The sequence below is a fragment of the Acinetobacter sp. IK23 genome, assembly GCF_035615275.1.
GTDB classification, from domain to species: domain Bacteria; phylum Pseudomonadota; class Gammaproteobacteria; order Pseudomonadales; family Moraxellaceae; genus Acinetobacter; species Acinetobacter seifertii.
This window is the reverse complement of the sequence record NZ_JANBNX010000001.1, coordinates 1-25,550: the sequence shown is the minus strand read 5'-3', so window position 1 is coordinate 25,550 and position 25,550 is coordinate 1. Positions and strand designations below refer to the sequence as shown.

Annotated in this window: 28 protein-coding genes, 4 tRNA genes and 1 pseudogene; 29 read left to right on the top strand and 4 right to left on the bottom strand. The window is 37.1% G+C overall.

Annotated features, from left to right (window positions below):
* Positions 1-4: 4 nt before the first annotated feature.
* The 11 genes from MSG95_RS00165 (at position 5) to MSG95_RS00115 (ending at position 11,758) form a co-directional block, all read left to right on the top strand.
* Positions 5-1,078 (top strand): NAD(P)H-dependent glycerol-3-phosphate dehydrogenase, encoded by a 1,074-nt coding sequence (locus MSG95_RS00165; RefSeq protein WP_019457106.1) that lies wholly within the window; start codon positions 5-7, stop codon positions 1,076-1,078.
* Positions 1,079-1,134: 56 nt separating this feature from the next.
* Positions 1,135-1,590: a SixA phosphatase family protein gene (locus MSG95_RS00160; protein ID WP_039254772.1), complete on the top strand. Its 456-nt coding sequence runs from the start codon at positions 1,135-1,137 to the stop codon at positions 1,588-1,590.
* A gap of 22 nt (positions 1,591-1,612) precedes the next feature.
* Positions 1,613-2,752 (top strand): type II secretion system protein GspL, encoded by a 1,140-nt coding sequence (gspL, locus tag MSG95_RS00155; protein ID WP_077166189.1) that lies wholly within the window; start codon positions 1,613-1,615, stop codon positions 2,750-2,752.
* Entirely contained in the window at positions 2,752-3,231 is a 480-nt protein-coding gene (gene gspM / locus MSG95_RS00150) for a type II secretion system protein GspM (protein WP_077166188.1), read from the top strand. Before gspL ends, gspM begins: the two co-directional genes overlap by 1 nt.
* 89 nt (positions 3,232-3,320) lie before the next feature.
* Positions 3,321-4,325: a quinone-dependent dihydroorotate dehydrogenase gene (locus MSG95_RS00145; protein WP_019457103.1), complete on the top strand. Its 1,005-nt coding sequence runs from the start codon at positions 3,321-3,323 to the stop codon at positions 4,323-4,325.
* 6 nt (positions 4,326-4,331) lie between these two features.
* On the top strand, positions 4,332-4,919 hold the full coding sequence (locus MSG95_RS00140; protein ID WP_004700582.1) for a CvpA family protein: 588 nt from the start codon (positions 4,332-4,334) through the stop codon (positions 4,917-4,919).
* Positions 4,920-4,944: 25 nt separating this feature from the next.
* Positions 4,945-6,486 carry an amidophosphoribosyltransferase gene (purF, locus tag MSG95_RS00135; RefSeq protein ID WP_019457102.1) on the top strand — a complete coding sequence of 514 codons (1,542 nt, stop codon included), beginning with the start codon at positions 4,945-4,947 and terminating at the stop codon, positions 6,484-6,486.
* 78 nt (positions 6,487-6,564) lie between these two features.
* Positions 6,565-8,454 (top strand): M48 family metalloprotease, encoded by a 1,890-nt coding sequence (locus MSG95_RS00130; RefSeq protein WP_039254776.1) that lies wholly within the window; start codon positions 6,565-6,567, stop codon positions 8,452-8,454.
* 100 nt (positions 8,455-8,554) lie between these two features.
* Positions 8,555-9,208, top strand: a complete 654-nt coding sequence (locus MSG95_RS00125; RefSeq protein WP_077166187.1) for a hypothetical protein — start codon at positions 8,555-8,557, stop codon at positions 9,206-9,208.
* Between the two features lie 11 nt (positions 9,209-9,219).
* Positions 9,220-10,185 (top strand): 2-hydroxyacid dehydrogenase, encoded by a 966-nt coding sequence (locus tag MSG95_RS00120; RefSeq protein WP_039254779.1) that lies wholly within the window; start codon positions 9,220-9,222, stop codon positions 10,183-10,185.
* A gap of 145 nt (positions 10,186-10,330) precedes the next feature.
* Entirely contained in the window at positions 10,331-11,758 is a 1,428-nt protein-coding gene (locus tag MSG95_RS00115) for a M48 family metalloprotease (protein ID WP_077166192.1), read from the top strand.
* Positions 11,759-11,859: 101 nt separating this feature from the next.
* On the opposite strand, the gene MSG95_RS00110 is transcribed toward MSG95_RS00115, so the two are convergent.
* Together MSG95_RS00110 and rpsU are read right to left on the bottom strand one after the other, a co-directional pair.
* Positions 11,860-12,306 (bottom strand): GatB/YqeY domain-containing protein, encoded by a 447-nt coding sequence (locus MSG95_RS00110; RefSeq protein WP_004700591.1) that lies wholly within the window; start codon positions 12,304-12,306, stop codon positions 11,860-11,862.
* 26 nt (positions 12,307-12,332) lie between these two features.
* Positions 12,333-12,548 (bottom strand): 30S ribosomal protein S21, encoded by a 216-nt coding sequence (gene rpsU, locus MSG95_RS00105; protein WP_001136722.1) that lies wholly within the window; start codon positions 12,546-12,548, stop codon positions 12,333-12,335.
* A gap of 145 nt (positions 12,549-12,693) precedes the next feature.
* Here rpsU and tsaD point away from each other — a divergent pair, with 145 nt between their 5' ends.
* Positions 12,694-13,704, top strand: a complete 1,011-nt coding sequence (tsaD, locus tag MSG95_RS00100) for a tRNA (adenosine(37)-N6)-threonylcarbamoyltransferase complex transferase subunit TsaD (protein ID WP_039254781.1) — start codon at positions 12,694-12,696, stop codon at positions 13,702-13,704.
* A gap of 2 nt (positions 13,705-13,706) precedes the next feature.
* Here the strand turns inward: tsaD and MSG95_RS00095 are convergent, their stop codons facing one another.
* Positions 13,707-14,810, bottom strand: a complete 1,104-nt coding sequence (locus tag MSG95_RS00095; protein ID WP_139344817.1) for a DUF6670 family protein — start codon at positions 14,808-14,810, stop codon at positions 13,707-13,709.
* Between the two features lie 103 nt (positions 14,811-14,913).
* Positions 14,914-15,795 carry an ATP-binding protein gene (locus MSG95_RS00090; RefSeq protein ID WP_077166185.1) on the bottom strand — a complete coding sequence of 294 codons (882 nt, stop codon included), beginning with the start codon at positions 15,793-15,795 and terminating at the stop codon, positions 14,914-14,916.
* A 178-nt stretch (positions 15,796-15,973) separates the two neighbouring features.
* On the opposite strand from MSG95_RS00090, the gene MSG95_RS00085 reads away from it, so the two are divergent.
* From MSG95_RS00085 to MSG95_RS00005, 17 genes and pseudogenes are all read left to right on the top strand, one after another.
* Positions 15,974-17,482, top strand: coding sequence for a DUF3336 domain-containing protein (locus MSG95_RS00085; RefSeq protein ID WP_004700599.1), 1,509 nt, complete (start codon positions 15,974-15,976; stop codon positions 17,480-17,482).
* Positions 17,469-18,275, top strand: coding sequence for a protein kinase domain-containing protein (locus MSG95_RS00080; protein ID WP_077166184.1), 807 nt, complete (start codon positions 17,469-17,471; stop codon positions 18,273-18,275). The genes MSG95_RS00085 and MSG95_RS00080 overlap by 14 nt, the downstream gene beginning before the upstream one ends.
* A gap of 102 nt (positions 18,276-18,377) precedes the next feature.
* Positions 18,378-18,462: transfer RNA gene (locus tag MSG95_RS00075), tRNA-Leu, on the top strand.
* 53 nt (positions 18,463-18,515) lie between these two features.
* Positions 18,516-18,589: transfer RNA gene (locus MSG95_RS00070), tRNA-Trp, on the top strand.
* A 27-nt stretch (positions 18,590-18,616) separates the two neighbouring features.
* Positions 18,617-18,701: transfer RNA gene (locus MSG95_RS00065), tRNA-Leu, on the top strand.
* 67 nt (positions 18,702-18,768) lie between these two features.
* Positions 18,769-18,842: transfer RNA gene (locus MSG95_RS00060), tRNA-Trp, on the top strand.
* A gap of 192 nt (positions 18,843-19,034) precedes the next feature.
* On the top strand, positions 19,035-20,792 hold the full coding sequence (locus MSG95_RS00055) for a ShlB/FhaC/HecB family hemolysin secretion/activation protein (protein ID WP_077166183.1): 1,758 nt from the start codon (positions 19,035-19,037) through the stop codon (positions 20,790-20,792).
* Positions 20,793-20,851: 59 nt separating this feature from the next.
* A pseudogene (locus MSG95_RS00050) lies at positions 20,852-20,989 on the top strand (ESPR domain-containing protein); the annotation flags it as partial.
* Positions 20,990-21,053: 64 nt separating this feature from the next.
* On the top strand, positions 21,054-21,305 hold the full coding sequence (locus tag MSG95_RS00045) for a hypothetical protein (protein WP_324624551.1): 252 nt from the start codon (positions 21,054-21,056) through the stop codon (positions 21,303-21,305).
* Positions 21,302-21,742: an immunity protein YezG family protein gene (locus MSG95_RS00040; RefSeq protein ID WP_077165280.1), complete on the top strand. Its 441-nt coding sequence runs from the start codon at positions 21,302-21,304 to the stop codon at positions 21,740-21,742. Before MSG95_RS00045 ends, MSG95_RS00040 begins: the two co-directional genes overlap by 4 nt.
* A gap of 42 nt (positions 21,743-21,784) precedes the next feature.
* Complete coding sequence (locus tag MSG95_RS00035) at positions 21,785-22,234, top strand: hypothetical protein (protein ID WP_077165281.1); 450 nt, start codon at positions 21,785-21,787, stop codon at positions 22,232-22,234.
* The gene (locus MSG95_RS00030; RefSeq protein WP_077165282.1) at positions 22,227-22,556 is read left to right on the top strand and encodes a hypothetical protein; all 330 of its coding nucleotides are present in this window, start codon (positions 22,227-22,229) and stop codon (positions 22,554-22,556) included. The genes MSG95_RS00035 and MSG95_RS00030 overlap by 8 nt, the downstream gene beginning before the upstream one ends.
* 183 nt (positions 22,557-22,739) lie before the next feature.
* A complete protein-coding gene (locus tag MSG95_RS00025) occupies positions 22,740-22,961 on the top strand; it encodes a hypothetical protein (protein WP_077165283.1) in 222 nt (73 codons plus the stop codon).
* A 50-nt stretch (positions 22,962-23,011) separates the two neighbouring features.
* The gene (locus tag MSG95_RS00020; protein ID WP_139344758.1) at positions 23,012-23,206 is read left to right on the top strand and encodes a hypothetical protein; all 195 of its coding nucleotides are present in this window, start codon (positions 23,012-23,014) and stop codon (positions 23,204-23,206) included.
* Positions 23,207-23,254: 48 nt separating this feature from the next.
* Positions 23,255-23,530 (top strand): hypothetical protein, encoded by a 276-nt coding sequence (locus MSG95_RS00015; RefSeq protein WP_077165285.1) that lies wholly within the window; start codon positions 23,255-23,257, stop codon positions 23,528-23,530.
* Positions 23,531-23,678: 148 nt separating this feature from the next.
* A complete protein-coding gene (locus tag MSG95_RS00010) occupies positions 23,679-24,062 on the top strand; it encodes a hypothetical protein (protein WP_077165286.1) in 384 nt (127 codons plus the stop codon).
* 780 nt (positions 24,063-24,842) lie between these two features.
* The gene (locus MSG95_RS00005) at positions 24,843-25,403 is read left to right on the top strand and encodes a TetR/AcrR family transcriptional regulator (RefSeq protein WP_077165287.1); all 561 of its coding nucleotides are present in this window, start codon (positions 24,843-24,845) and stop codon (positions 25,401-25,403) included.
* Positions 25,404-25,550 lie beyond the last annotated feature (147 nt).

The following is a 25,550-nucleotide window of genomic DNA, read 5'->3' as shown; positions in this document are numbered from 1 at the left end:
AAGCATGGCTGAATTTAAGTTTACAGATTTGGTGGAACCTGTTGCGGTCGATAAAAAAACGGCATTACGCATTACTGTTTTAGGCGGTGGTAGCTTTGGTACGGCCATGGCTAATTTGGCTGCTCGTAATGGCTGCGATACCATGATCTGGATTCGTGATGCCGAAACAGCAGAAGAAATTAATAAAACCCATATTAATAAGCGTTATTTGCCAGACTTCACTTTAGAATCTTCATTGCGCGCTGTTTCGGATTTGGAACAAGCTGTATGTGATCGAGATATTATTTTGGTCGCAATTCCTAGTCATTCTTTCCGCGATGTTTTAAAACAAATCGCGCCTTATATTACTGCACAAGCGGTTGTTTCTTTAACCAAAGGTGTTGAAGCTAAAACGTTTAGTTTCATGAGTGATATTATTCGTGAAGAATTACCTGAAGTTCCATACGGTGTATTGTCGGGTCCAAACCTTGCCAAAGAAATTATGGCAGGTATGCCATCTGGTACGGTGATTGCAAGTGATTCGGAACTTGTTCGTTATGCTGTACAACATGCACTGCATAGTGCGTTATTCCGTGTTTTTGGTAGTGATGATGTGCATGGCGTTGAATTAGGCGGTGCGCTTAAGAATATTTATGCAGTGGCAATGGGGATTGGTGCGGCATATAAAATTGGTGAAAATACCAAGAGTATGATCTTAACGCGTGCTTTGGCTGAAATGAGCCGTTTTGCGGTAAAGCAGGGTGCAAATCCACTTACGTTCTTAGGTTTATCTGGTGTTGGTGACTTATTTGCGACTTGTAATAGTCCATTGAGTCGTAATTATCAAATCGGTTATGCATTAGGTTCTGGTAAGACACTTGATCAGGCAAGTAAAGAGTTGGGTCAAACTGCAGAAGGTATTAATACAATTGTTCAAGTGCGTGGTAAAGCAGAAGAACTGGATGTGTATATGCCAATCACCAATGCCTTATATGAAGTAATTTTTGAGGGTGCTCCACCATTAAATATTGCGCTTTCACTTATGAAAAATGGGCACCGTAGTGATGTTGAGTTTGTTTTACCTCATCATGAAGTCTGACGAATAAATGTCATAAATTGTGGTTATAATGCAGGAATGATTAACAAGGAAATTTTATGCAACTGACATTAGTTCGTCATGGGGAAGCTGCTCCGCCAGTAAATGGTAATGATATTAAACGTCCACTTACTGCGCGTGGACATGCACAGGCTGAGCAAACAGCAACATTTTTAAAAGATATTGTTAAGCCAGATATTTTTGTTGTAAGCCCTTTACTGCGTGCTCAAGAAACATTAGCGCATATCCAGACATATTTTAAAGATGTGCCTGTATTGTTATGCGATAAAATTAAGCCAGATGATGATGCAAGAGAAGCGGTTGAGTGGTTGTCTCAAATTCCTTATGAGTCGATTGTGGTGGTTTGCCATATGAATGTTGTCGGTCATATTGCAGAGTTACTTACTCATGAGAACTTCAATCCATTTGCTCTTGCCGAAGCTAGAATTTATGATCAAGCTGTTATTGCAAATGGTTTATCAACACAAAAGAATAGTTTTATACCCACAATATAATTAAAAAGGTTATTTAGCCGACATGCTGTATATAAGGATGCCTGAAACCAATGGAACATGGCATTGGTCTAACGGAGAGAACTGGTTGCAGGCTACAAGTCTCGATCAATTAATACAAGACTTGCAAATACACCAAGGAAAAGAAGCTACAGTCTTTTTTCCGAGTCGTCATGCTCAAATGCTTCAGCAAACTATGGCAAAGTCCCACTATAAACAGCTTGGGGCTGATGGGGTTAAATATCTACTTGAAGAGTTTGTGACTTTGCCGATTGATCATATGAAAGTAGTTCATCATTTTCATGGCGATCAGTTAACTATCTTGGGTGTTGCTCAGGGGATGGTCGAGACATGGCAACATTCTTTAGCATTGTTACCAACTAAACTTGCGGCCTTACTACCAGATTTTCTGATTTTACCCGAACCACAAGCTCAGCAAGTTATGCTGTGTAATATTGATCATCAGCTTTTGGTACGTGAAAATAAGTGGTTGGGCAATTCAGTTGATGATTTGGGGCTTTTTTTAGAATTTCAGGCAGCTGAAACGCATTATCAATATAGCGGTTTAACCGTAGAGCAGCTCGAAAGTTTAGAGGCGGCTTCAAGTGCTGACGAACGTTCTGAGTTTATTTATCAATTCCAGCCTTTAGATAAAACTAAGCAACATCCTTTTAATGTTTTGCCAAAGTCAAAAGGCCAAGAGCGTACTTTTTCTAACTATTGGAAAGCTTGTGCTACTATTGTTTTAGCAATTATTGTGGTGCAATTTAGCTATGATTTATTGCGTTGGGTTAAATTGAAAAAAGTGGCGAACCAAACCTCTGATCAAACAATTGAACAATATAAATACTGGTTTGGGCCATCTAGTCGCGTAACCGAACAAAATATTAAAGGTCAGTTTGAAAGCCATTTAAGAATGAGCCAGCAGGGTGATACTCAAGCGCTTTCTTTGTTAAGTCGTGTTGGGCCTATTTTAATGCAAAGACAGATTTTGGCTCAGCAACTTAATTATGATGCTTCAATCCTAACAATGGCATTAAAAGCAAAATCGGCAGATGATTTACAAGCTTTGACACAGCAATTGAATCAGCAAGGATTTAAGGCTGAGCTAGGTAATGTCCAAGCAAATGGTAGTGGTGCAATTGGGGTGGTGAAAATACAATAATGAAAATGTTAGCTCAATTGCAAAATCGTTTTGATCAGTGGATTGAACAACTTGTTCAATATTTGGATCGTTTAACGGTCCGTGAACGTATTATGGTCATCTTTACTACAATTTTTGTAGTGGTGGCTATCGTTGGCTCTTCGCTTTGGAAAATGCATTCTTTGGCAGAACAACAGCAAAAGCGCTTAAATGATTTAAAAGATCTGATGGTGTGGATGCAAAGTAATGCTGTTACTATGAAGCCTGCAAATGAGCTTGAGCTTGATAAGTCTGGAAAAATTCAAAGAGTCGCTCAACAACAAGGCTTGACTGTGACTTCTCAGCAAAATGGAGAGCAGTTACAAATTGTTGTAACACATCAAAATTATGCAATTTTAGCTAACTTTTTAACACAACTTGCACAGATGGGTCTTAGTATTCAGAAAATGGAAATGGTTTCCAGTGAAGGTCAGATTAAATTAACAGCGACAGTTCAATAACATATCAAAATATGCTTATGTCAAGCATGGTGTTTTGTGCTACCTGTGCCTATAATATGCGTACCTAAAATCAGTAGATTGTGATTGGTATGTTATATTCACTTGCTCGCCCGATGTTGTTTAGTTTAGCACCAGAGCGTGCCCATGAATTAACATTATCCATGCTTGATAAAGCACATAAGCTAGGCATGATGCGTCAGGCTGTACAAGCAAAGCCGACCAAATGTATGGGAATCGAGTTTCCTAATCCTGTAGGTTTGGCTGCGGGGCTAGATAAAAATGGTGCTCATATTGATGCCTTAGCCGGATTGGGTTTCGGTTTCATTGAAATTGGCACAATTACACCTCGCCCACAATCAGGCAATCCAAAACCACGTTTATTCCGTATTCCTGAAGCTAAAGCCATTATTAACCGTATGGGTTTTAATAATGATGGTGTTGATAAGCTTATTGAAAATGTTAAAGCTTCAAAATTTAGAGGCATTTTAGGAATCAATATTGGTAAAAATGCCGATACGCCTGTTGAAAAGGCGGTTGATGATTACTTAATTTGTCTTGAGAAGGTTTATAACTACGCGTCATATATTACAGTTAATATTTCATCTCCAAATACTAAAAACTTGCGTAGTTTACAAAGTGGTGATGCGTTAACTGAATTGTTGCAAACACTAAAAGCACGTCAACTTGAGTTGGCTGAGCAATATAATCATTATGTTCCTTTGGTTTTAAAAGTCGCTCCTGACCTTACGGCTGAAGATGTTGAATTTATCTCTGCACAATTACTTGATTTTAAAATTGATGGTCTTATTGTGACTAATACGACTTTATCGAGAGAAGGGGTTGAAAACCTGCCTTACGGTAATGAGTCAGGTGGCTTGTCAGGCGCTCCTGTATTTGAGAAAAGTACAGAATGTTTGCGTTTATTTGCTCAATCATTAAAAGGACAAATTCCTTTAATCGGTGTGGGTGGTATTTTGTCTGGTGAGCAGGCTTTAGCGAAACAGCAAGCTGGAGCAACACTTGTTCAAATTTATAGTGGTCTAATCTATACGGGACCAACACTTGTAAAGCAATGTGTTGAAGCTATGACCTAATTGAACATGAACACTATTGATATCATCATTCTAATACTTTTGCTCATTGGGGGGCTAAACGGTTTGCGACAAGGATTTATAAAAGCCTTTGCGAACTTGGTAGGATGGATTTTTGCATTAATTATGGGTGCAAAATATGCTGTTCTTCTAGCTCCGTCAATGTCGGGTTTAAGTCAGGATCCGGTGGTTCAAAAGATTGCGGCTTTTGCATTTATTGCACTCATTATTATTGTTTTAACTTGGATCGTCACTGCAATTTTAAATGGCCTCTTGAAAAGTTTGAAATTGGGGCCATTAAATCGTTTAGCAGGTGGCGCTTTTGGTTCCTTAAAAGGTTTACTGGTTGTTCTTGTGACCATGCAAGGCGTAGGACCTTGGGTTGAAAGTTCAGCAAACTGGAAACAGTCCATACTTATACAGTTTTTATTGCCTTATGCACCTTTAGCAACAGAGTTGTCTAAAGATGCAGCAAGTGAGGCGTATCATCAGATAACATCTGGAGGTAGTGCATCAAGCACCCCTTCAAAAACAATGGACGAATCGGATGAATCAGAAACCCGATCCGACCATTCAACAAAGAATCCTTTTTATTAATTCCTAGCTTGTCTGCGAGGTTGCTATGTGTGGAGTTGTTGGTATAGCCGGTAAATCGCCAGTGAACCAAATGTTGTTTGATGCATTAACGATGTTGCAGCATCGTGGGCAAGATGCAGCTGGAATAGTAACCTGCCATGAAGGCCGTCTTTTCCTTCGTAAGGATAACGGTATGGTGCGTGATGTCTTTCATACTCGTCATATGAGAGCATTACTTGGTAATTATGGTATTGGCCATGTACGCTACCCAACTGCTGGCTCTGCTAGCAGTGCTGAAGCTCAACCATTTTATGTGAACTCACCTTATGGGATTACACTTGCACATAATGGTAACTTAACCAATGCAGAAGAAATTCATGATGACCTGTTTAAAACAGATTTACGTCACATGAACACTGATTCTGACTCAGAAGTTCTTTTAAACGTTTTCGCACATGAGTTGCAAAAGAAAGGAACATTAAACCCTACAGCTGAAGATATTTTCCATACAGTTTCTCGTGTGCATGAGCGCTGTCAAGGTGCTTATGGCGTGGTAGCTATGATCACTGGTCATGGTTTGGTTGGTTTCCGTGATCCAAATGGTATTCGTCCACTTATTTATGGTTCGCGTGAGACTGAACAAGGTGAGATGGAATATATCATTGCATCAGAGTCTGTAGCGATTACTGCACTTGGTTTTAAAATCGAGCGTGATATTGCACCAGGTGAAGCAATTTTCATTGATTCAGAAGGTCAATTATTCACTAAACAATGTGCGGCAGAACCAAAATACCGTCCATGTATTTTTGAATATGTTTATTTTGCTCGTCCAGATGCAATTATTGATGGTATTTCAGTTTATAAAGCCCGTTTAAAAATGGGTGAAAAATTAGCGCATAAAATTTTGCGTGACTGGGGTGAAGACCATGATATTGATGTGGTTATCCCAATTCCAGATACCAGCCGTACTTCTGCACTAGAACTTGCAAATATTCTTGGTGTGAAGTTCCGCGAAGGCTTTATGAAAAACCGTTATATCGGTCGTACCTTCATTATGCCGGGTCAACAACAGCGTAAAAAATCTGTACGTCAAAAATTAAACCCTGTTGAGTTAGAGTTTAAAGGTAAGAACGTCTTATTGGTGGATGACTCTATTGTACGTGGTACTACGTGTAATGAGATTATTCAAATGGCGCGTGACTCAGGTGCGAAAAAAGTATACTTTGCCTCAGCAGCACCAAAGGTGATGTATCCAAACGTTTATGGTATTGATATGCCTGCTAAGACTGAGCTTATCGCTTCGGAGCGCAGTGTAGAAGAAATCCAAGAAATTATTGGTGCTGACCGTTTAGTATTCCAAGATTTGGAAGATTTGAAGAACGCCGTACGTACAAGTAAGGTTCCTACATTGACTGAGTTTGATTGCTCTGTTTTTGATGGAATTTATGTAACTGGCGGTATCGATGCAGACTATCTGAATAATTTGGAGCAGAAGCGTAATGACTCTGCGAAAAAGAAAAAAGATGGTTATATTGATGTCAATATTGATGCTGCGTCAGTAGATTTGACGGGCATTAAAGAAGAATAGAAATGGCCGAAAAAAGCGGGTGTTTCCCGCTTTTTTCTTTTATGATGAAACTTAACAATGTAATTGGGATTATTTACATTGAAAGAAGTAAGCCACTATTTAATCGAAAATAAGAATATGGCATGGTCCATCACTATGTGTTTGGTCGCTGTGCTTTTAACTATTTTTATTTTAAATCTCATTTTGGGTTTACTTGTTCATTTCTTTGATTATAGTCAGCCAATTTGGTGGCATGCTTTAAGTCCATATTTTGTTGCTCTTTTGCTTTTTATTATGGTTTGGTCAGTGGTGACCGAGCTTTATATTCTGCGTAAAGGAGGACATTCACTTGCTAAACAGCTTAAAGCGCGTCGTTTGGTAAAAGGTGAAAGTACACCAGAAGAACATGCGGCATTAAAAATTACAGAACATTTGGCGCAAACATTTTCTCTGAATATTCCAACACTTTATGTTTTGCCTGACGAAGTAGGGGTGAATGCATTAACCGCAGGTTTTCACTCAAACGATATTGTCATTATTTTGACTTGGGGAGCTTTACAGAATCTAGATGAACTAGAGCTGTATGGTCTATTGGGTCATGAGTTTAACCAGATTTTATCCGGTGAAGCTGTAGAAAATACTAAATTAAAAATTTTATACAGTGGTTTAACAACTTTCAGTCAATGGGGAAGTAAGCTCGCCAAGCAGGGTTTTAAACGTTACAGTCCTGGTTATAAGCATAAATTTGAAACAGTCTTTGTAGCTGTCGGTGGTGTAATCTGGCTAGCAGGAAGCTTGGGTGTATTAATCACACGTTTTATTAAATATTTAACATTAAGTGGTCGTACGTTTCGCAACGACCAAAAAACCATGCGGTTGCTAAAAAATAGTACGAATACCCAAACTTTATTACGTATTTATGTTCACCATTCAGGTTCGCAAATTCATAGTGCTTATTCTGAATCTATTGCACATATGTGTTTTGCAAACTCACTTAGTCCTCAAAGTTGGATGAATATTCACCCAAGTATTCGTGAGCGTATTTACGAACTTAATCCAACTCTATTGCAAGATTTACAATTAGAAAATTTAAAGAAACTTCGTAATAGACCGTTATTTAGTCTTTTTCGTTCATTAGAAGAATCTGAAACAGAAATTTATATTCCGTGGTCATCACCACAGCCTTTGCCTTTGTTGCGCCTTTCTCCAATTAGTTTTGCATTAAATGATGCGATTAAACCTTTAAGTAATGATATTCGGCGTAATAAAAAACGGCCGGAGCTCATTCAGCGTGCATTGCAAACAGCCACTGGTTCGCGTGAGGTGATGGTTGCAATTTTAATGATTCGTCAATATCGAGAATTTATTCCGCAAGAAGCTCCTGTAAGTCATTCTATTGTTGATGCTTTGCTTAATTTAGATGGTCGTATTCATATTCAGATATTTCACGATGCATGTAAAAATATTGGCCATATGCCTGCAAGTATTGCTCGTCAATTTTTGACTAAACTGGCTCTTATTATTCAGGAAGATGGTGAAATAGGACTACTTGATGCCTTGTTATTAGAGCGGGTCAAGTATGAATTGAATCTTATGCCACTTCACTTACCTACGGCATTTGAAGAAGTAAAACCTCAAATAGTTCGTTTAATTGATGCACTACTTCATGTGCAGCAAATTAATAGCCCAAACCAGTTGGAAGTTCGTGAACGTATTTTGCGTTCATTGCTAAACCCAGATGAAATGAATATTTATGATGAAATTTCGGATGAGCCTTTGGATTTGGCTGAAATTTTAAATGACATTGCTGGGCTTTTACTTCGTGATCGTTTAAGCATTTTGGCAATTGCTGAAATGTGCTTATGGAGTGACCGAATTATTACTCAAGATGAACTTGATGTGCTTGAGTTGCTCTATTGGCGATTTGGTTTTGAGTCCGATGAAATTGTAGAGCAAATGCAGAAGAAAAATAGCGTTATGATTATTTAAGAAACATATGTGGTTTTGAAAAGAGATCATTTAAAGAAAACGCTGAAAAAAAATCAGAAGCCCGTTAGAATGTGTGTAGATTAGAGGTACTGATTTAAACATGATTGGGCAGCAAAGAAATATACTGGCAACTTTAGGAATCGATGTGTGGATTCCTAGAACACAAGTGTGCCAAAAAAATAATGCTCATACTTTATGGCGTGATCAGGTTGCTGAGCCTCATATTCCAATTAATATACCTGTTTCTGTAGATATTCCTGCATTTGAACAGGCACCATCTAATCCTGAACTGCTTGAAGTTGCTAAAGTGGTTGAGGAGCCTTCAATAGCCATTGTAGATATTCCACAGCCTGAAATGGTTGTAGAAAAACCTATAGTTGTTGAGCGAGAGGCAATTGCTCCATTTGAGTTGCAGGCTTATTGTCTTGAAAAGTGTGTAATCTTTGTTGATGTAACTGCATTAGAGAAAGAGGAAAAGCAACTTTGGGCAAATATACAAAAGGCCAAAGTGGGACATTATGCTGAATTAAGGTGGCCTTTTCCGTTAGCAGCTTATCAAGATCAACGCGGTGTCGGTTCATATATTCAAGGTTTTTTAGATGCTGTAGCGGCAGAAAAAAAGATTTTGTGTTTAGGTAAATGTGCCTATATTCAACATACAAATATTATTCATTTAGCTAGTTTAAAAGAAATGTTAGATAAGCCTCTCCTTAAAAAAAGGCTGTGGCAACTTATGCAAGATAACAATGAGTAGTAGGGATATACATGAAAAAGGTTGTGGTTTTTAGCCAAATTGATGAAGAAATTTTGTCACGCTTACAGCAGGATTATCATGTTGTCGTATTAAACCCTAAACTGGGTGATATTAATGAACAGATAAGAAAAGAAGTCGTAGATGCTGATGGAATGATTGGCGCGGGGCGCTTGCTCAATGAAAGTAATCTTGCTCCAGCACAAAAACTAAAAATTATTTCATCTGTGACAGTTGGTTATGATAATTATGATGTTGCTTATTTGAACCAAAAGAAAATTTGGTTATCAAATACACCGCATGTTTTGACTGAAACTACGGCAGATCTTGCTTTTACACTATTATTAAGTGCAGCTAGAAAAGTACCATTTCTAGACCATTGGACTAAACAAGGTGAATGGAAAAGAACAGTTGGGCCACAGCAGTTTGGACTAGATGTGTTTGGGAAGACGCTAGGAATTATTGGGCTCGGTAATATTGGTGCTGCAATTGCACGTCGTGGTTTTTATGGCTTTAACATGAATATTGTTTACCACAATCGACGAGAAAAGCCTGAGTTGGCTGAGCCATTGAATGCTCAATATTTAGGTTTGGATGAGTTGCTACAACAGTCTGATTTTGTAGTGACAGCAGTTGATTTAAATACAGAATCTAAAGCTTTAATGGGTAAAGCTCAATTTGAACTTATGCAAAAGCATGCTATTTTTGTCAATATTGCGCGTGGTTCAGTGGTCGATGAGCAGGCGCTTATTGAAGCTTTGCAGAATGAAGTTATTTTTGCTGCTGGTCTTGATGTATATGAAAAAGAGCCTTTGCAAGATTCGGCACTTTTCAAATTACCAAATGTTGTTACCTTGCCTCATGTAGGTTCTGCTACAGCTGAAACTCGCAAAAAAATGGCAAATTTAGCTTATAAAAACTTAGTGGAAGCACTGGAAGATAAAACTCCAAGATATTTGGTGAACCCTAATTTTGCATAAAAATTGAATAACACTTCATTGCAAATATAGTCTATTTTCAATGTTATAGTGAAAGCCTATTGATATGATGCAAGATAATTCAAGCATTGTATGAATGGGCTTTTTTGTTGGTCTAATTTTTAATAGAGAAGAACTTATGAAATTTTTGCCAGTTATTTTAAGTTTGGCTTTTATAACAAATGCCTCTTATGCCGATCCTTTTGATTCCAAACCAGCTTCTGGGCAAGTTGAAATTCCGAATATTGGTAGTGGAATAGGATTGCTTGACCAACAGAAAGAAAAATTTATTGGTGAAAAAGTTTTTCGTGAAGTTCATAAGCAAATGCCAGTCATACAGGATGTATGGCTGGAAGATCAGTTTTTTCAAGTCTTCTCTAATATTTTGGGTCAAACACAGCTTGGGCAACCTATTGGTCTAGTTGTAATTAAAGACCCTCAAATTAACGCATTTGCTGTCCCAGGTGGGCTATTTGCATTAAATACTGGCCTTATTTCATCTGCTCGCAATATTGATGAGATTGCTGGTGTGATGGCACACGAAATTGCTCACGTTTCTCAAAGGCACTTTAGTCGTTCAGAAGAAGCCTTTAAAGGGCAAGCACTCTTAAGTTTGGCTGGTTTGCTGGCAGGCGTAGCTTTGGCTGCTCAGGCGGGTGGAGATGCAGGGGCGGCAGTCATGTTGGGTACACAAGCTGCACTTTTGGATAAGCAGCTTACCTATAGTCGTAATCAAGAGCGTGAAGCCGATCGGATCGGAATGCAATATATGTATGCCGCAGGTTATAACCCGCAAAGTATGGCGGATTATTTTGAAACGATGCATAGGGCAACTAGCCATGTAAGTTTCCTGCCAGATTTTTGGCTTACCCATCCTTTAACGACTGAGCGTATGAGTGAGGCTCGCCTAAGAGCTAATCAAATGCCTCGTGTTAAAAGTCGAATATATGATGTCGATTTTGAAATTTTAAAATGGTACACCATGGTGGTTGCTGGAGAAGCTACAGAAAATCAGCTTCAAAGTTTAGCCTCGCAAAAAAATCTGGCAGGGCTATTAGCGTTGTCTGCATTTTATTTAAAACAAGGTGATTATACGCAAGCTCAAACAACCTTAGATCAAGTAAAATCTAGTGGTAAGGCACTTGTTTCTTTAATTCAAACAGATATTTATTTGGGGCAAAATAAACTTGATCAGGCTTATAATTCGATTGCGCCATTGCAAATGACCATGCCTGAAAATAAAGCGTTTAGCTATAAGTTGGCTGAGGTTTTGTTACGTCAGGGGAAATATGCGCAAGTACAGACACTTGTTCAGCGTTTTATTAATAAAAATGCCCGAGATATTCAAGGCTGGCAACTATTACAGCAAGCCGCTAATTTAGATAAAGAGTCGCCTTTAAGGGCGGTGAATGTGTTGCGCTATCGAGCAGAGGCACAATTTTGGTCGGGTAGTGAAGAAAATGCAATTAAATCGATGTTACATGCACAGCGACTTGCAAAAGACAATCATGCAATGTCTGCTAAAATAGATAGCCGCTTAAAGCAAATGCAAGATGAACGACGAATGAAAATTTAGGACGTGTAGAGTAATCTTGTGATTTTCGCAGACAAGAATTTACTTAAACTGACAAGTAACTGAAAGCTTGGTCTAAGAATGTATAAGGAAAGAGGAGGGAATTAAGCTAACTTGGCTTTAATTTTTGCTGAAACTTGAGCAGGATCGGCACGCCCGGCTATGATCGGACGTAGAGAATTCATCACCTTACCCATATCTTTCATGCTAGTTGCTTCTTGAGCAGCAATCGTTTGCTCAATGATAGAATCAAGCTCTTCCTCAGTCATAGCTTCTGGTAGAAACTGGGAAATAATCTCAGCTTCGGCTTGTTCTTTACTAGCTAAATCATCACGACCAGCACCTTCAAAGGCTTTGATCGATTCTTTACGTTGTTTAATTTGCTTTTCAATGACCGCAAGAACCTGAGCGTCGCCAAGCTCTATGCGCTCATCAACTTCGATTTGCTTAATTGCTGCTTGTAGACTACGCAAAACCGTCACTGTTGCCATATCTTTGGCACGCATAGAAGTTTTTAATGCATCAGTAATTTGGTCTTTTAAAGTAGTCATAATTTCAGCAGTCAATCACAAATTAATTAGTAAAGGCGAGTAGTACGTACAGATTCGCGAGCCAATTTCTTTTGGTAGCGTTTAACTGCAGCAGCTTTTTTGCGCTTACGTTCTTGAGTTGGTTTTTCGTAGAATTCGCGCTTACGAACGTCAGCTAAAACACCAGCTTTTTCGCATGAACGTTTGAAACGACGGATAGCTACGTCAACTGGTTCGCCTTCTTTCAACTTAACTTGTGGCATGTAAAATCCTCTAGATTATGGATAAGATCAGGCACACCATTGCGCCGGATCACAAGTGAAGGTCAGTATTTTACTCATTTACAACTCATATCACAAGTCTATAATAGCGATTGCAATATTTTGACTCATATAAAAGGCAGTTTTGATGATTGTTTTAGGCTTAGAAACTTCTTGTGATGAAACAGGGTTGGCACTTTATGATAGCGAACTCGGCTTGCGGGGACAGGTTCTTTATAGCCAGATAAAACTTCATGCTGAGTATGGTGGGGTGGTTCCAGAGTTGGCTTCTCGTGACCATGTTCGTAAGCTTATTCCTTTAATGAATCAATTGCTTGAACAAAGTGGTGTAACGAAACAAGAGATTGATGCAGTTGCTTATACGCGTGGCCCAGGTTTAATGGGAGCATTAATGACAGGTGCATTGTTTGGAAGAACTCTAGCTTTTTCTTTAAATAAGCCTGCGATTGGTGTTCACCATATGGAAGGACACATGTTGGCTCCATTACTTTCAAGTCAGCCACCCGAATTTCCATTTGTAGCATTGCTTGTTTCAGGTGGTCATACACAATTGATGGCTGCCCATGCAATTGGTCAATATGAACTCTTAGGTGAGTCTATTGATGATGCTGCTGGTGAAGCTTTCGATAAAGTTGCGAAAATGATGAGCTTGCCATATCCGGGTGGGCCAAATATCGCAAAACTTGCATTATCTGGTGATCCGCTAGCATTTGAATTTCCACGACCAATGCTTCATCAAGGCCTAGACTTTTCTTTTAGTGGTTTAAAAACAGCTGTTTCTGTGCAATTGAAAAAATTGAATGGTGAAAACCGTGATGCTGACATTGCTGCATCATTCCAAGAAGCCATTGTAGACACATTGGTAAAAAAATCAGTGAAAGCTTTAAAGCAAACTGGGCTTAAGCGTTTAGTGATTGCTGGTGGAGTAAGTGCAAATTTACGATTACGCGAACAGTTAGAAACTTCCTTAGCGAAAATTAAAGCGCAGGTTTACTATGCAGAGCCTGCTTTATGTACTGATAATGGTGCAATGATTGCATTTGCAGGATATCAGCGCTTAAAAGCAGGCCAACATGATGGCTTGGCTGTTACGACTACACCACGTTGGCCAATGACTGAATTATCTATTCCTGAGTAAAATTATTTATCTGCAAAGGCTTGTTGGTTTTCAATATCTATATATTCGATATAACCACGGCCTTGCACTTGATTGCCAAAATAATGACCAGTAAATATATAACCACTTGCGTAACCTTGCCCATGACCATAGCGGAATGGGCAGTCAATTTCTGCCTGAATATTTAAAATAATTTGCTTTGCATCATTTCTAGCAATCCAAGAAAAGCGCTTGGGAAGTCGCATTTTCTTGCCCGTTGGAGAAATGAAGTCATCAATTTGATATGAAATAATATCAAAGCTGACATCTGTATAAACTTCAGGTGGCTGATCAAGATGTCTAATATGTAATGTATAAGTTACTGTTTGACCCGCAATATCTGCTTTGGTTAGAAGAAGTTGAGTATTTTCATTCAAATTAATGATTTGATAGGTAAAAAAATCCAGCGGTAATTTATGGTTTTCAGGGATAAGTTGATTTGTGAATGAGTGGGGGCCAACTGCTCGAGCATATTCGTAAGTGCAAAGTCCTTCGCTTTCAATGTATTTATCTTGATAATTTAAAAAACCTTTAAATTTTGCTAATAAACTCAAATGATCATAAACAGGCGTTTTTACAAACCATGAAACATGTGAGGTCCCATCAATATAAAAGTCAAAATCTAGACCTTCATAATGTCCATTAATATGAATTTTAGGGAATTTTCCTTGAATTGAAATTTCCTGACCTAGTTCGATTAAGCTTCCATCTTCATTAATTTTTGTATCATTAGGAATGATATAGGCTTTCAATAAGGCTTGTTCAAGGGCGGCTGTACTTGAAAAGAAAGTAGCTGTTTTTCTGGGATTGCCAACAATAATGTCATCATGGTCAAAGGCAAGCGCACCAGGTGTGCCTAATAAAATCATAATATTTAAATAGCGATGCGGTTCTGGCAAAAGGGGAAAAAAGATGCCGTAATGAGTCCAGCTAAAATATTTTTCGTCAACACGTGGGCGAATGATATGAGATTGAGTAAAAGGAAGCGTTGAATATTTTTTTGCTTGGTCTAAAAAGCCTTGTGCGAATAACAAACTTTTAGCAATAGTTTTGCTTGCGATAGAAAATTTTGGCAATTGTTTTTTCATATATAAACCTAAAAGAGGGTGATCTTGGTTTTAGGTTATGAAAAACAACTGCCAAAGCTAAGCGGTTTACAGGCCAAAGCTAAGGCTTTGTGGGACATTTTATTTAACTATTAGACAACTCTTTTAAAGCATTTAAACCAATCCAATGCTTAGAAAACTGATAAGCTGCACGACCAGAACGCTGACCACGCATTTGGCACCAACGTAAACTCTCAGCACGAACTTCATCATTAAAAGGCATTTTTGCTTTATCAAGATAATGTTCTACGATTTCTAAATATAAATTTTGATCCATTGGATAAAAAGATAACCATAAGCCAAAACGGTCTGATAGAGAGATCTTTTCTTCAATCGCTTCTTGCGGATGTAGTTCGGTATATTGAGGTACATCAACCTTAGTTACAGGTGTGTTTTCGTGCATGAACTCAGGTAACAAGTGACGGCGGTTACTGGTCGCATAAATAATAAAATTTGTTGAACCAGATTGTAATGAACCATCTAATACACTTTTTAGACTACGATAATTTTCATCTTCAGCATTAAAAGCTAAGTCATCACAGTAGACAATATACTTTTCAGGGCGGTTTTGAATGATTTTTTGGATTTTAGGTAAGTCTGCTAAATCATCACGTTCAATTTCAATTAAACGTAATCCTTGGGGCGCATATTCAGTGAGTAAAGCACGCACTATAGAGGATTTGCCTGTACCACGTGATCCCGTTAACAGTACATCATTTGCAGGTAAGCCATTTAAAAACTGCAAAGTATTTTGAATGATTTTTTCTTTTTGACGTTCGATGCCTTTTAAGTCATCAAGATAAATATTCTTAGGCGTATAAATGGCTTTAAGTTGCTGGTTTTCCCATCTAAAAGCTGGTGCAGTGAAATCAGTTTCTTGTTTCGGTTCAGGTAAAACCTGCTGTAACTGATTTAATACAAGTGATAAGGTTTGAACTAAATTGTCGGGTAAATCAATGGTAGCCATGGTTAATCAATCATGTTAAACAGTAATTTACTAGGATACTAACACCGAAATTTGCAAGCTGACAAAAAAGATACTGCCAATCTAGTTTATCGGTTTTGCAATTGATTGAAATGTTCAGACCGCGCATAGTGTTGTCATGTCTATTCAGTAAAATCATCTGTGAAGATGAGGACGAAATATGTTTGAAAAAATACGAAGTGATATGAATCCGCATCAGGCTTACCGTATCAAAAAATTACAACGTCAATTAGACATGGCTGAATCTTATGAAGAGTGGAAGTCTTTTGCATTAAAACTGGATGAAGAAACAGGTGCACAAGAGTGGAAATTCGATAATAGTTCACCTTATTTTGATGCTGAGCTCATTTCTTATCGTTACACCTTACTGAAAAGATATCGTCAGCAACATCGTACTTTAGATTTGATTTATCTTTTAAAAGAAGGGCTAACTTACGATATTGCAAATATTGGTCACCCTATGTTGTTTGCTGCAACGCATGTAGGTACAAAAAAATTAATTGAAGATTATATTGAAGAAGTCAGCCAAAGCTTGGCTTACATTGCTTCTAGTGAATGTATTACCTTTCAAAGAAAAGAAAAAATCGAGTTTTTTGAAAATTGTGAAAAAGCCTATGGGCAACCCGCACTCATGTTTTCGGGTGGTGCAACTTTAGGTCTTTTTCATACAGGCGTATGTAAGGCTTTAATTGAACAAGACTTAATGCCCAAAGTCCTCTCTGGTTCAAGTGCTGGCGCCATTATGACAGGCATGTTGGGGACTTCTGCGAGTGAAGACGTTCAAAACTTATTAAATGGTGAACAATTTTTTAGTGATGCGTTTCATTTTAGAAAGCTTCGTGAACTTATAAAAGGGAATGGGGGCATTGCGGATGTCCACTATTTGAAAAAATTCCTTATCGAAAACTTAGGCGATTTGACTTTTGAAGAAGCATTTAAAAAATCGGGTTTAAATATTAATGTCGCAGTTGCACCGTATGATGCAACTGAAAACCCGCGAATTATGAATGCAATTATGACACCCAACGTTTTGGTTTGGAGTGCTGTATTGGCTTCTTGTGCTGTGCCAGTTTTATTTCCCCCTGTGCGTTTAACCAGTAAGCGCTATGATGGTGAACATACACCTTATATGGCAAATACAAAATGGGTAGATGGCAGTGTGCGCAGTGACTTTCCACAAGAAAGAATGGCAAGGCTTTATAATTTAAACTACACCATTGCCAGTCAAGTGAATCCGCATGTTGTACCATTTATGCAAGATGATGCACACCGTTTCCGTAAAGATCTTTTAAGTTGGCCAGAACGAATTTTAAGACGCCAAGGTAAAGTCCTGTCTATGGGAGTAATGGACTTTACCCGTCAAAGACTCGGTGCTATTTCTCCAGTAAGAAGACTGCTTGATCATGGGTATGGGGTAATAGGGCAGCGCTACTATGGCGATGTCAATATCATTGCCAAATATGGCTTAAAACATTATGCCTATACATTGCAAAACCCTCGTCCGCATTTGTTTAAGCGTTTACAAAGAGAGGGTGAACGTGCGACTTGGCCGAAAATTTCTTCTATAGAAACTCATGCACGTATTGGTAAAACTATTCAGCATTGTTTAGAAGTTCTACGTTTTGAAGAAAAGAGACAACAACCAGAGTCTTATTATGCTGAAGCATGATTTTGCTTCTCATATAGAAAATCTAAAAAGCGTGACAAAACCTAAAAGTGCAGATTTAGGACGGCATCTATGGACATGTACTATAGATGCCCATCACTACTGGCTAAAATATCAAGTGCCGCACGTATATGCTCAAAATGAGCAAGATTTTTTGCATGAATTGCAATTTTATGAAGATATTCAGCATAAAAACGCAAATTGGCTTTTACCATTTAAAATAGTTGATGCCGACACTGTTTCCCAACTACAACAACATGAAGGGAAAATATTAATTTTGCCGGATACAGAAGACTGGTTTGATCGTTCCATCGCAAAGCAAAACTTAAAAGATATTTATGAGACAGTCTTTAGCGCACTTAAGGCTTTAACAGCGCTTCATGAGTTGGGGTGGATTCATGGAGATATAAAAAGGGAACACTTTCGAAAGTTTGAGCAGCAACTCTATTTAATTGATTTTGAAAAAACACGGCTTATATCGAGTCCTGATTCAATCGTTGATGCTACCCCAAGATATATGGCTCCTGAACTGTTCCATAGAGCAAGTAAGAGTATACAAAGCGATTTATATGCTTTTGGAATTGTTTTATATGAATGGTTAAGCCAAATGCGTTTACAAGCAAATAGTTATCATGATTGGGCTGTATTGCATTGTCAAAATTTAGACATTCAGTTGCCTGATTCAGTTCAAGTTTTTTATCCTTTACTGGCGGGATTATTGCAAAAACAACAGGAAAATCGGTTTTCAAATGCATTTGAAGCGATAAATTGTTTAAAAGTACATTCAAACTTATAAAAATCATTGATCTAGTATCTGTATACAATTTACACGGTCAGTTTTTTTTAGAAAAAAAACACTTGTCACTGTTAGATCTTATCGCTAATATACACAGCCATCGGGGGCGTGGCGAAATTGGTAGACGCACTGGATTTAGGTTCCAGCGCCGCAAGGTGTAAGAGTTCGAGTCTCTTCGCCCCCACCACTTTAAGTTAAGGCTTAAAGTTGATTTGAATGATAAGTCATTTAAATCTTGGAAGAGGATTGGTGTAATGGTAGCATGACGGTCTCCAAAACCGTTCGTCAAGGTTCGAATCCTTGATCCTCTGCCACATTTATTTTAAATAAATGTCCCAGATGGGGGCGTGGCGAAATTGGTAGACGCACTGGATTTAGGTTCCAGCGCCGCAAGGTGTAAGAGTTCGAGTCTCTTCGCCCCCACCATTGAAAAAAGCAAGACGACGATCTTGCTTTTTTTATGATTAAATCTAAAGGGTTTAATTGTACCTATAGAGGATTGGTGTAATGGTAGCATGACGGTCTCCAAAACCGTTCGTCAAGGTTCGAGTCCTTGATCCTCTGCCAAGATTCAAAAAAAGCTCCTGTTATGGGAGCTTTTTTTTGTCTCGTATATTTTTTAATTAAATTTTATTAAAAATTATTACTTATATTAAATAAAATCTAATTTTATACAGACTAATCTGTATAAAGTATTTTTACTTTGTTAATGTTTTGTTAAAATATGGTTAATTAAAGTAATTTTTGATTTGATTTTATATGCTGAACTATAACAAATTTAATAAAAGTGTCTTATTCATCTGCTTATCAGTAATGGGGGGCTTAAGTTATGCTGCGGAGTCGGATGATTCGATTGGCCAGAGAATTCAAGCTGACCAAACCATTCGACAACAACAGCGTGACAGTGCATTAGAGAAACAAATTCAGCCGGATGTAAACGTCAATCTAGGGCAAGAACAAAATAAGATTTCGACTCAACAATTACAATATTTACGCTCTAACAGTGAAACACCTTGTTTTAAAATTAAGAAATTACTTTTAAAAGGTGATTTGGCTCATCAATTCATTTCTTCTTTTAATGTTATTACTACTGGCAAGAACAGTATTATTGGACGTTGTTTAGGCGTAAATGGTCTTAATCAGGCACTTGATCTTGTTCAAAATAAAATTATTGCAGATGGTTATGTCACAACACGAGTGTTACTACCTCAGCAAAATATTGCATCTGGTACGGTGCGTGTTCGTGTTATTCCAGGACGAGTGGATCAGATTAAGTTCGCTGATGGTACTTCTAAACGTGCACATTTATGGAATGCCTTACCGATGAAGTCGGGAGAGCTGTTAAATATTCGTGATATGGAGCAAGGTTTAGAAAACTTTAAACGAGTGCCAACGGTTGAAGCTGACTTTAAAATCCAGCCAGCAGAACAAAAAAAAGAACCAGGCTATAGTGATGTGGTTTTGACGTGGCAACAGGTTAAACCTTATCGCTTACATATAGGGGTTGATGATTCAGGGAGTGAGGCGACCGGAAAATATCAAGGCACAGCGACTTTATCACTTGATGATGTGCTGACTTTAAATGATCTGTTTTATATCAGTTATAACCATGATTTAGGCGGTGGAAACTCTGGTAAACATGGTACTGATGGCTTTTATGCAAGTTATACTATTCCATTTGATTATTGGTTGTTTTCAACCAGTTATAGTCGCTCTAATTACCTACAAACAGTCGCTGGAAGTAGTGAAACTTATCAATATAGCGGTAAAAGTGAACTCATTAATGCAGATCTATCACGAGTAATTTATCGGGACGCGCATCGGAAAACAACCTTAGGTTTTGGGGGGTGGTATCGTGAATCACAAAACTATATTAATGATGTAGAAGTTGAAGTACAACGCCGTAAAACTGCGGGTTGGAAAGCAACCCTTGATCATACTGAATATTTTTCTAACGCTACTTTAAGCGGCAATGTGAATTATAAACGTGGTACAGGTTGGTTGAATGCGATGAGAGCACCAGAAGAAGACTTTGGTGAAGCTTATACGCGTGTGGGGATTTTACAAGCCAATGCTAGTTTACAAGTTCCTTTTAAAGTGGGTCAGCAAAATCTGCAATATTTAGCTGAATGGCGTACTCAACACAGCAATCAACCTTTAACTCCTCAAGACAGATTTTCAATTGGAAACCGTTATACCGTAAGAGGTTTTGATGGTGAGCAAACTTTATTAGCTGATAATGGTTTTTTAGTTCGCAATGAACTAAGTGGCTCAATCATGAATAAACCACACTCTTGGTATGCAGGTATCGATTACGGAGAGGTTGGTGGAAAAACTGCACATTATCCAAATCCTTTACCAGGCACGAGTTTATTAGGTGCAGTTATCGGGTTGCGTGGTCAAATTGCTCCCTTACGTTTGAATTATGACGCTTTTGTCGGAGCACCTTTGAAAAAGCCAGATCACTTTGAAACGGATGATTACACGACTGGATTTAGTGTGAACTGGACTTACTAATCCATCCTCTCCCAATTACATATTTATTTGATTACATAAAAATTTAGTGAGACTTTAAAGTGAATAAGAATCGTTATCGTATTATTTTTAGCCATGCTCGTGGGATGTTTATTGCTGTTGCCGAGATTGTAAAAAGCAAAACCAAGCAAGCAGGGCAAAGTCAGGGGACATCTGAAACAGATTCGACTACAGTCTCGTTTTTGGACTCAAAAAAATGAACGGGGACAGGGTTTAGAAGCTAAAGAAAAAATATTTCCGTATGTGGTAAAAATAATAGAAAATTCAAATGAACAACCTTTTGAAATATATTCAATTTTAGGCATGATAGATGAATATGGTTTTAAAGAATATTTACCATTTATCAAAAAACATCTAGAAAAAATAATAGAACACCCAGAAATACATGGTTGGAAAATACATGATGTTATTAAGTTGCTATTAAAGGTTGATCCTATTTGTGTAGAGTCACTCTTAAAAAGAAACAATAAAAAATTAGCAGATTATGGATTATGAAAGATCAAGAAATATATCAAAAAATAGGCGAACTTTTATGGTCTATAATGCCTGAAGATGCAACTGTAATAGATTTTACAGGAGATATTTATCCCGAGCATTTTTCAGGTGGGGCAAAATGGCTTCTTAAAAATGGAAAAATTGAGACATTTGCTTTCAGAGAACGCGCTTATGAAATTGAAAATAAAATATGTTTATTAATTGATGAATTAAGATCGTTAGATATTTTTAAAGAAAAATGGACTAACTATAAAGTAACTCTAACGGAGGAAGGGAAATTTAATATAGAATTTGCCTACATCCCTGAAGTTGACCATTGGTCTGGATTGTATATGAAGGCAGTTAGTGACTTGAAGGAGGAGGAGTTGGATGAATATAATATACCTCGTGATGAGTGGGAGAAACGAGTAATGTTGAAAGAGCAAAATAAAAAATAGATTTATCAATCTAACAATTAATTTAAGAAAGCCTATCTAATATTGATAGGCTTTTTTATACATGATAATCACGCTATTCATTTAGTTATACAATTAAATAATAAGGCTAAACAAATATTTGATAGTAACGGTATTCCTAAAAATGGTAAATTTAGAAAATCATATTTATATTCTTCATTTAATGAAAATTCTGGAGAGTTATACATTCAAAAAATGGCAGCTTTACAATCAGGTAATGCTACAGGTAAAGAAATGTTATCTCAGGTTATTGAAAAAATAGGATATTCAAAAATTAAAACCGCTAAAGCTGAGTTAGCACAAATAAATAAAGAGGCTTTTGATAACGCGTATAAAAAATCAGGAAATTTGATCGATGCTGTTAATAATACACCATTAGGTAAGTCAATGAGAGACTTAGGTTTTAAAGTTAAATTAGCCGAAAATACTAGTGGTATGCCTAAAGTTATATTCGAGAGGAAATATGATGCTTAAAAATTTTGTTCTTAAAATGATTGAATTAAAGCGATTTGATGATTTATTGAATCTTTTAAGTGAAGATTCAATGTATTCATCTGATTCAATGAATAATATACCTCAAACAAAAGATGAAATTGATCAGTACACTCTTTCAGTACATCATATTTGGTCTTTAAAAAAGTTTGGTGCTACTGATCAGGTGGTAGTTGATGAGGATGGAAGTGGGTATAAATGGTATATAGATTATTTTAATAAATGGCTTGAAAATGGTGTTAAAGGATTAGAGATGATCGAAGTAGAAAATTATTTGAAAGATCACCCTTTCCCAACGATTTAAAGCATTTAAAATAGATGAGAGTTAGGACAATCAAAAACAATGGTTAATGATTTCGGAAAATGCTTTAGAGATTTATATGAGTAGTTGTATTTAGCTTGATTGTTCAGTAATGACTGGACTCTAAAAAGCCTATCTAATATTGATAGGCTTTTTATTGAATTAGAGATACTTGGAGAAAATAAAATGAGTGAACTAAAGTTGTACACTTTTTTTTGCGTAGAATATCAAGAAATAAATACACCGATTATAGAAGTTATAATTGACAGATCATTAAATTTTATTGGTGATATTACTGAATATATCGGTCAGCATGTTTATAAGTATTATCCATATGATAATCCTATATTCCCCGGCAATAAATATTATTTTGGTGGTACTAGCGCTGATGCTTTTTTGACTGTTTAACTGATTATTTGAATTTAAGAAATAAGAACGTAATGTTGTGCTTAAAGATATTGAGCAAAAATGAAGGAGTAGCAGATAAAGAACTTTTTTTATTTTTAAATGCTATAGCAATTGCTATGCTTTCTTATGATTATGACTCAAGGTTAAAAGTTTATATTTCAAAGGAAATATTGGATATCTATTTAAAGGAATCAAAAAGATTGCTTGATTTAGATACACATCCTGATGATTTTGTTGTTTATTAGACTTTTTATATAATTAGGGAAAATTATTTGAAAAAAATGATTAAGTTGATGCCAGATTATCAATGTTATCCCTTATGGGAATATGATGAATTTGGCTTAGTAGCTAATTTAAATCCAAAAGATTTACCAATATCAGAAATACTAATAGATAAGCTTATATTATGGTCTGATATGTATGATGAAACTTTATGTTTAGATGATCCTATTAATTCTGCCTTTAAATCGATTCAGGAAGAGAGGAAATTCAAACTATTAGGAAGTGAATTGTTCGATCTTTTAAGAGAAGAGTTAACTGGTCAGTATGACGTTATCTATGAAAGTTAAGATAGCTTAAAAAATTACTCCCCAATTAACCTAGTTATATGACATTGTATGACTTCTAAATTTTTTTTAATATTTTTGAAAAATGGGGAAGTTGAAGCTTTTCCTTCTCAGAATGCACCAATTTCAAATCAATAGATATGGATAAAACATGAATTCAATAAATCGCAGTAGTAAGTTTTTTCTTGCAGTTTTTCTGATGATGAGTCTTTCAAATACATATGCAGCAAAGACACAGGTTGAAGAGGTTGATGCAATGGAAGCTGCTGGAGCAGAAGTGGCAGAAGCGGGTGGAGCTGATGTTAGTGGAGTAGAGGTTGAATGTGGTGCTGATGGAGCTTGTTATGGTGTAACTTCTGTAGCTCCCGTTTCTGATGATGAAAGGTACGGTGGTATTGAACAGGAATATGTTGTAAAAGGCTGTAAAGTAACGGTCTACAATGATGGGCCAGTGAAAATGGTCGATGTAAAGACGGATCAACCATGTGATGCTCCACTTCCTAAAGGTCACAAATTCACTAAAAAGAACCATTAATTATTTTGTGTAGCATCTTTAAACAGGTGCTATTGAGATGATTTTACCAAGCCTCAAGCCAACTGAGAGTAAGAGGCTTATTTTTCTCATCCATTCTCATTAGATACTATAAGAATTAGCCCAATCTTTCTTATTGCTGAACTCAATTATTTTTTAAAAAACTATAGAAATAACAACATCTGATTTTACCCGTAGATTCTGTAGTTCATCTTAAAAACCCACTGATTTATCAAATACTTTGTCTGTTTTATTTTAAAACAGTTGTCACTTTTTGTGCTTGACGATAAATAGAGTGACTATTATCCTTTGCGTGCTGGCCTACATTGCCAGTCGGTTGTCGCAGACCGTTCTTCAAGAGCATTAAAAGATTCTTCTTTTAGTGTGTACACCCTCGTGCCCCCTCTACGGTGGAACGGAGGGGGACACCTTCGGGTGTGCTGGGTCTTGAAGCCAGTCTGCGAACCCCCTTCGTTCTGCCACCATAATTTTAATGTCTGGCAGAACTCCCAATAAAAAGGAGTCGGCTTTGCACATTCATTATTTCTTGGCAGCCTTTGCCAAAAGCTATAACAACACAACTTAGTTTTTTAACAAGTTTGATCGCCACTAGGCTAATCAGGCTTTAAATCGTCACGACTAAAAACTTAGCAACTATAAAACTCGAGATGTGCCAAGCACAGTCTTTATGGGTTTTGCTGTGCCTTTTTTTCTCCCAAAAAGGGCACAGATTTTTTTAACTCATTTATATACAACAAAAATTTATTTTATAACGGTAAAACTATGCCAAATTTAACATTCCCACCACGTGCTTTAAATGTTGTAAAAAAAGGGATTCATCTTTTCCATCACGGTGGATTCCACACTGTTGGTGTTGACAAGATTGTGAGAGAAACCGAAGTCACAAAAATGACGTTTTATAATTATTTTCACTCTAAACAGCGCTTTATTGAAATCTGTTTAATCGTGCAAAAAGAACGTCTTCAAGAACAAGTGATTGAAATGGTCGAATATGACCACGCTACAAGTACACTAGATAAACTTAAGAAGCTGTACTTTTTACATAGCGATATAGAAGGGCCATATTACTTATTATTTAAGGCCATTTTTGAAACAAAAATTAGCTATCCAAACGCTTTTCAGACCGCAGTGAGATATAGAATGTGGCTTATCAATGAAATTTATAGCCATCTCAGACAGTTAAAAACCGATGCAACATTTAATGAGGCCAGACTCTTTTTATATGTGATTGAAGGCACGATTATTCAATTGTTAGATAACTGCAATGTGGCTGAAACAGAGAAGATACTGGATTACTTTTTACTAAGGCTTGGTGTGGTTTAGATAAATATCCCAAAGTACATGGGACTGTTCTAAATTTTGTGTAAGTACTTAATTTTCATTTATCCTTCAGAGGATAATTACAAAAGGTACTTCACATGGATGAAGCAACAATCAAAAGTATGGCTGCCGAATTGGCTAAAGGTCTAA

Excerpts from the sequence above, each read along its gene's own strand:
- MSG95_RS00125 (WP_077166187.1), top strand. The coding sequence starts at position 8,555 with ATGATTGGGCAGCAAAGAAATATACTGGCAACTTTAGGAATCGATGTG.
- MSG95_RS00110 (WP_004700591.1), bottom strand. The coding sequence starts at position 12,306 with ATGACTACTTTAAAAGACCAAATTACTGATGCATTAAAAACTTCTATG.
- MSG95_RS00090 (WP_077166185.1), bottom strand. The coding sequence starts at position 15,795 with ATGGCTACCATTGATTTACCCGACAATTTAGTTCAAACCTTATCACTT.
- MSG95_RS00085 (WP_004700599.1), top strand. The coding sequence starts at position 15,974 with ATGTTTGAAAAAATACGAAGTGATATGAATCCGCATCAGGCTTACCGT.
- tsaD (WP_039254781.1), top strand. The coding sequence starts at position 12,694 with ATGATTGTTTTAGGCTTAGAAACTTCTTGTGATGAAACAGGGTTGGCA.
- MSG95_RS00040 (WP_077165280.1), top strand. The coding sequence starts at position 21,302 with ATGAAAGATCAAGAAATATATCAAAAAATAGGCGAACTTTTATGGTCT.
- MSG95_RS00160 (WP_039254772.1), top strand. The coding sequence starts at position 1,135 with ATGCAACTGACATTAGTTCGTCATGGGGAAGCTGCTCCGCCAGTAAAT.
- MSG95_RS00095 (WP_139344817.1), bottom strand. The coding sequence starts at position 14,810 with ATGAAAAAACAATTGCCAAAATTTTCTATCGCAAGCAAAACTATTGCT.
- MSG95_RS00080 (WP_077166184.1), top strand. The coding sequence starts at position 17,469 with ATGCTGAAGCATGATTTTGCTTCTCATATAGAAAATCTAAAAAGCGTG.
- MSG95_RS00120 (WP_039254779.1), top strand. The coding sequence starts at position 9,220 with ATGAAAAAGGTTGTGGTTTTTAGCCAAATTGATGAAGAAATTTTGTCA.
- MSG95_RS00010 (WP_077165286.1), top strand. The coding sequence starts at position 23,679 with ATGAATTCAATAAATCGCAGTAGTAAGTTTTTTCTTGCAGTTTTTCTG.
- MSG95_RS00140 (WP_004700582.1), top strand. The coding sequence starts at position 4,332 with ATGAACACTATTGATATCATCATTCTAATACTTTTGCTCATTGGGGGG.
- MSG95_RS00015 (WP_077165285.1), top strand. The coding sequence starts at position 23,255 with ATGCCAGATTATCAATGTTATCCCTTATGGGAATATGATGAATTTGGC.
- MSG95_RS00005 (WP_077165287.1), top strand. The coding sequence starts at position 24,843 with ATGCCAAATTTAACATTCCCACCACGTGCTTTAAATGTTGTAAAAAAA.
- gspL (WP_077166189.1), top strand. The coding sequence starts at position 1,613 with ATGCTGTATATAAGGATGCCTGAAACCAATGGAACATGGCATTGGTCT.
- rpsU (WP_001136722.1), bottom strand. The coding sequence starts at position 12,548 with ATGCCACAAGTTAAGTTGAAAGAAGGCGAACCAGTTGACGTAGCTATC.
- MSG95_RS00055 (WP_077166183.1), top strand. The coding sequence starts at position 19,035 with ATGCTGAACTATAACAAATTTAATAAAAGTGTCTTATTCATCTGCTTA.
- MSG95_RS00165 (WP_019457106.1), top strand. The coding sequence starts at position 5 with ATGGCTGAATTTAAGTTTACAGATTTGGTGGAACCTGTTGCGGTCGAT.
- MSG95_RS00025 (WP_077165283.1), top strand. The coding sequence starts at position 22,740 with ATGAGTGAACTAAAGTTGTACACTTTTTTTTGCGTAGAATATCAAGAA.
- purF (WP_019457102.1), top strand. The coding sequence starts at position 4,945 with ATGTGTGGAGTTGTTGGTATAGCCGGTAAATCGCCAGTGAACCAAATG.
- gspM (WP_077166188.1), top strand. The coding sequence starts at position 2,752 with ATGAAAATGTTAGCTCAATTGCAAAATCGTTTTGATCAGTGGATTGAA.
- MSG95_RS00030 (WP_077165282.1), top strand. The coding sequence starts at position 22,227 with ATGCTTAAAAATTTTGTTCTTAAAATGATTGAATTAAAGCGATTTGAT.
- MSG95_RS00145 (WP_019457103.1), top strand. The coding sequence starts at position 3,321 with ATGTTATATTCACTTGCTCGCCCGATGTTGTTTAGTTTAGCACCAGAG.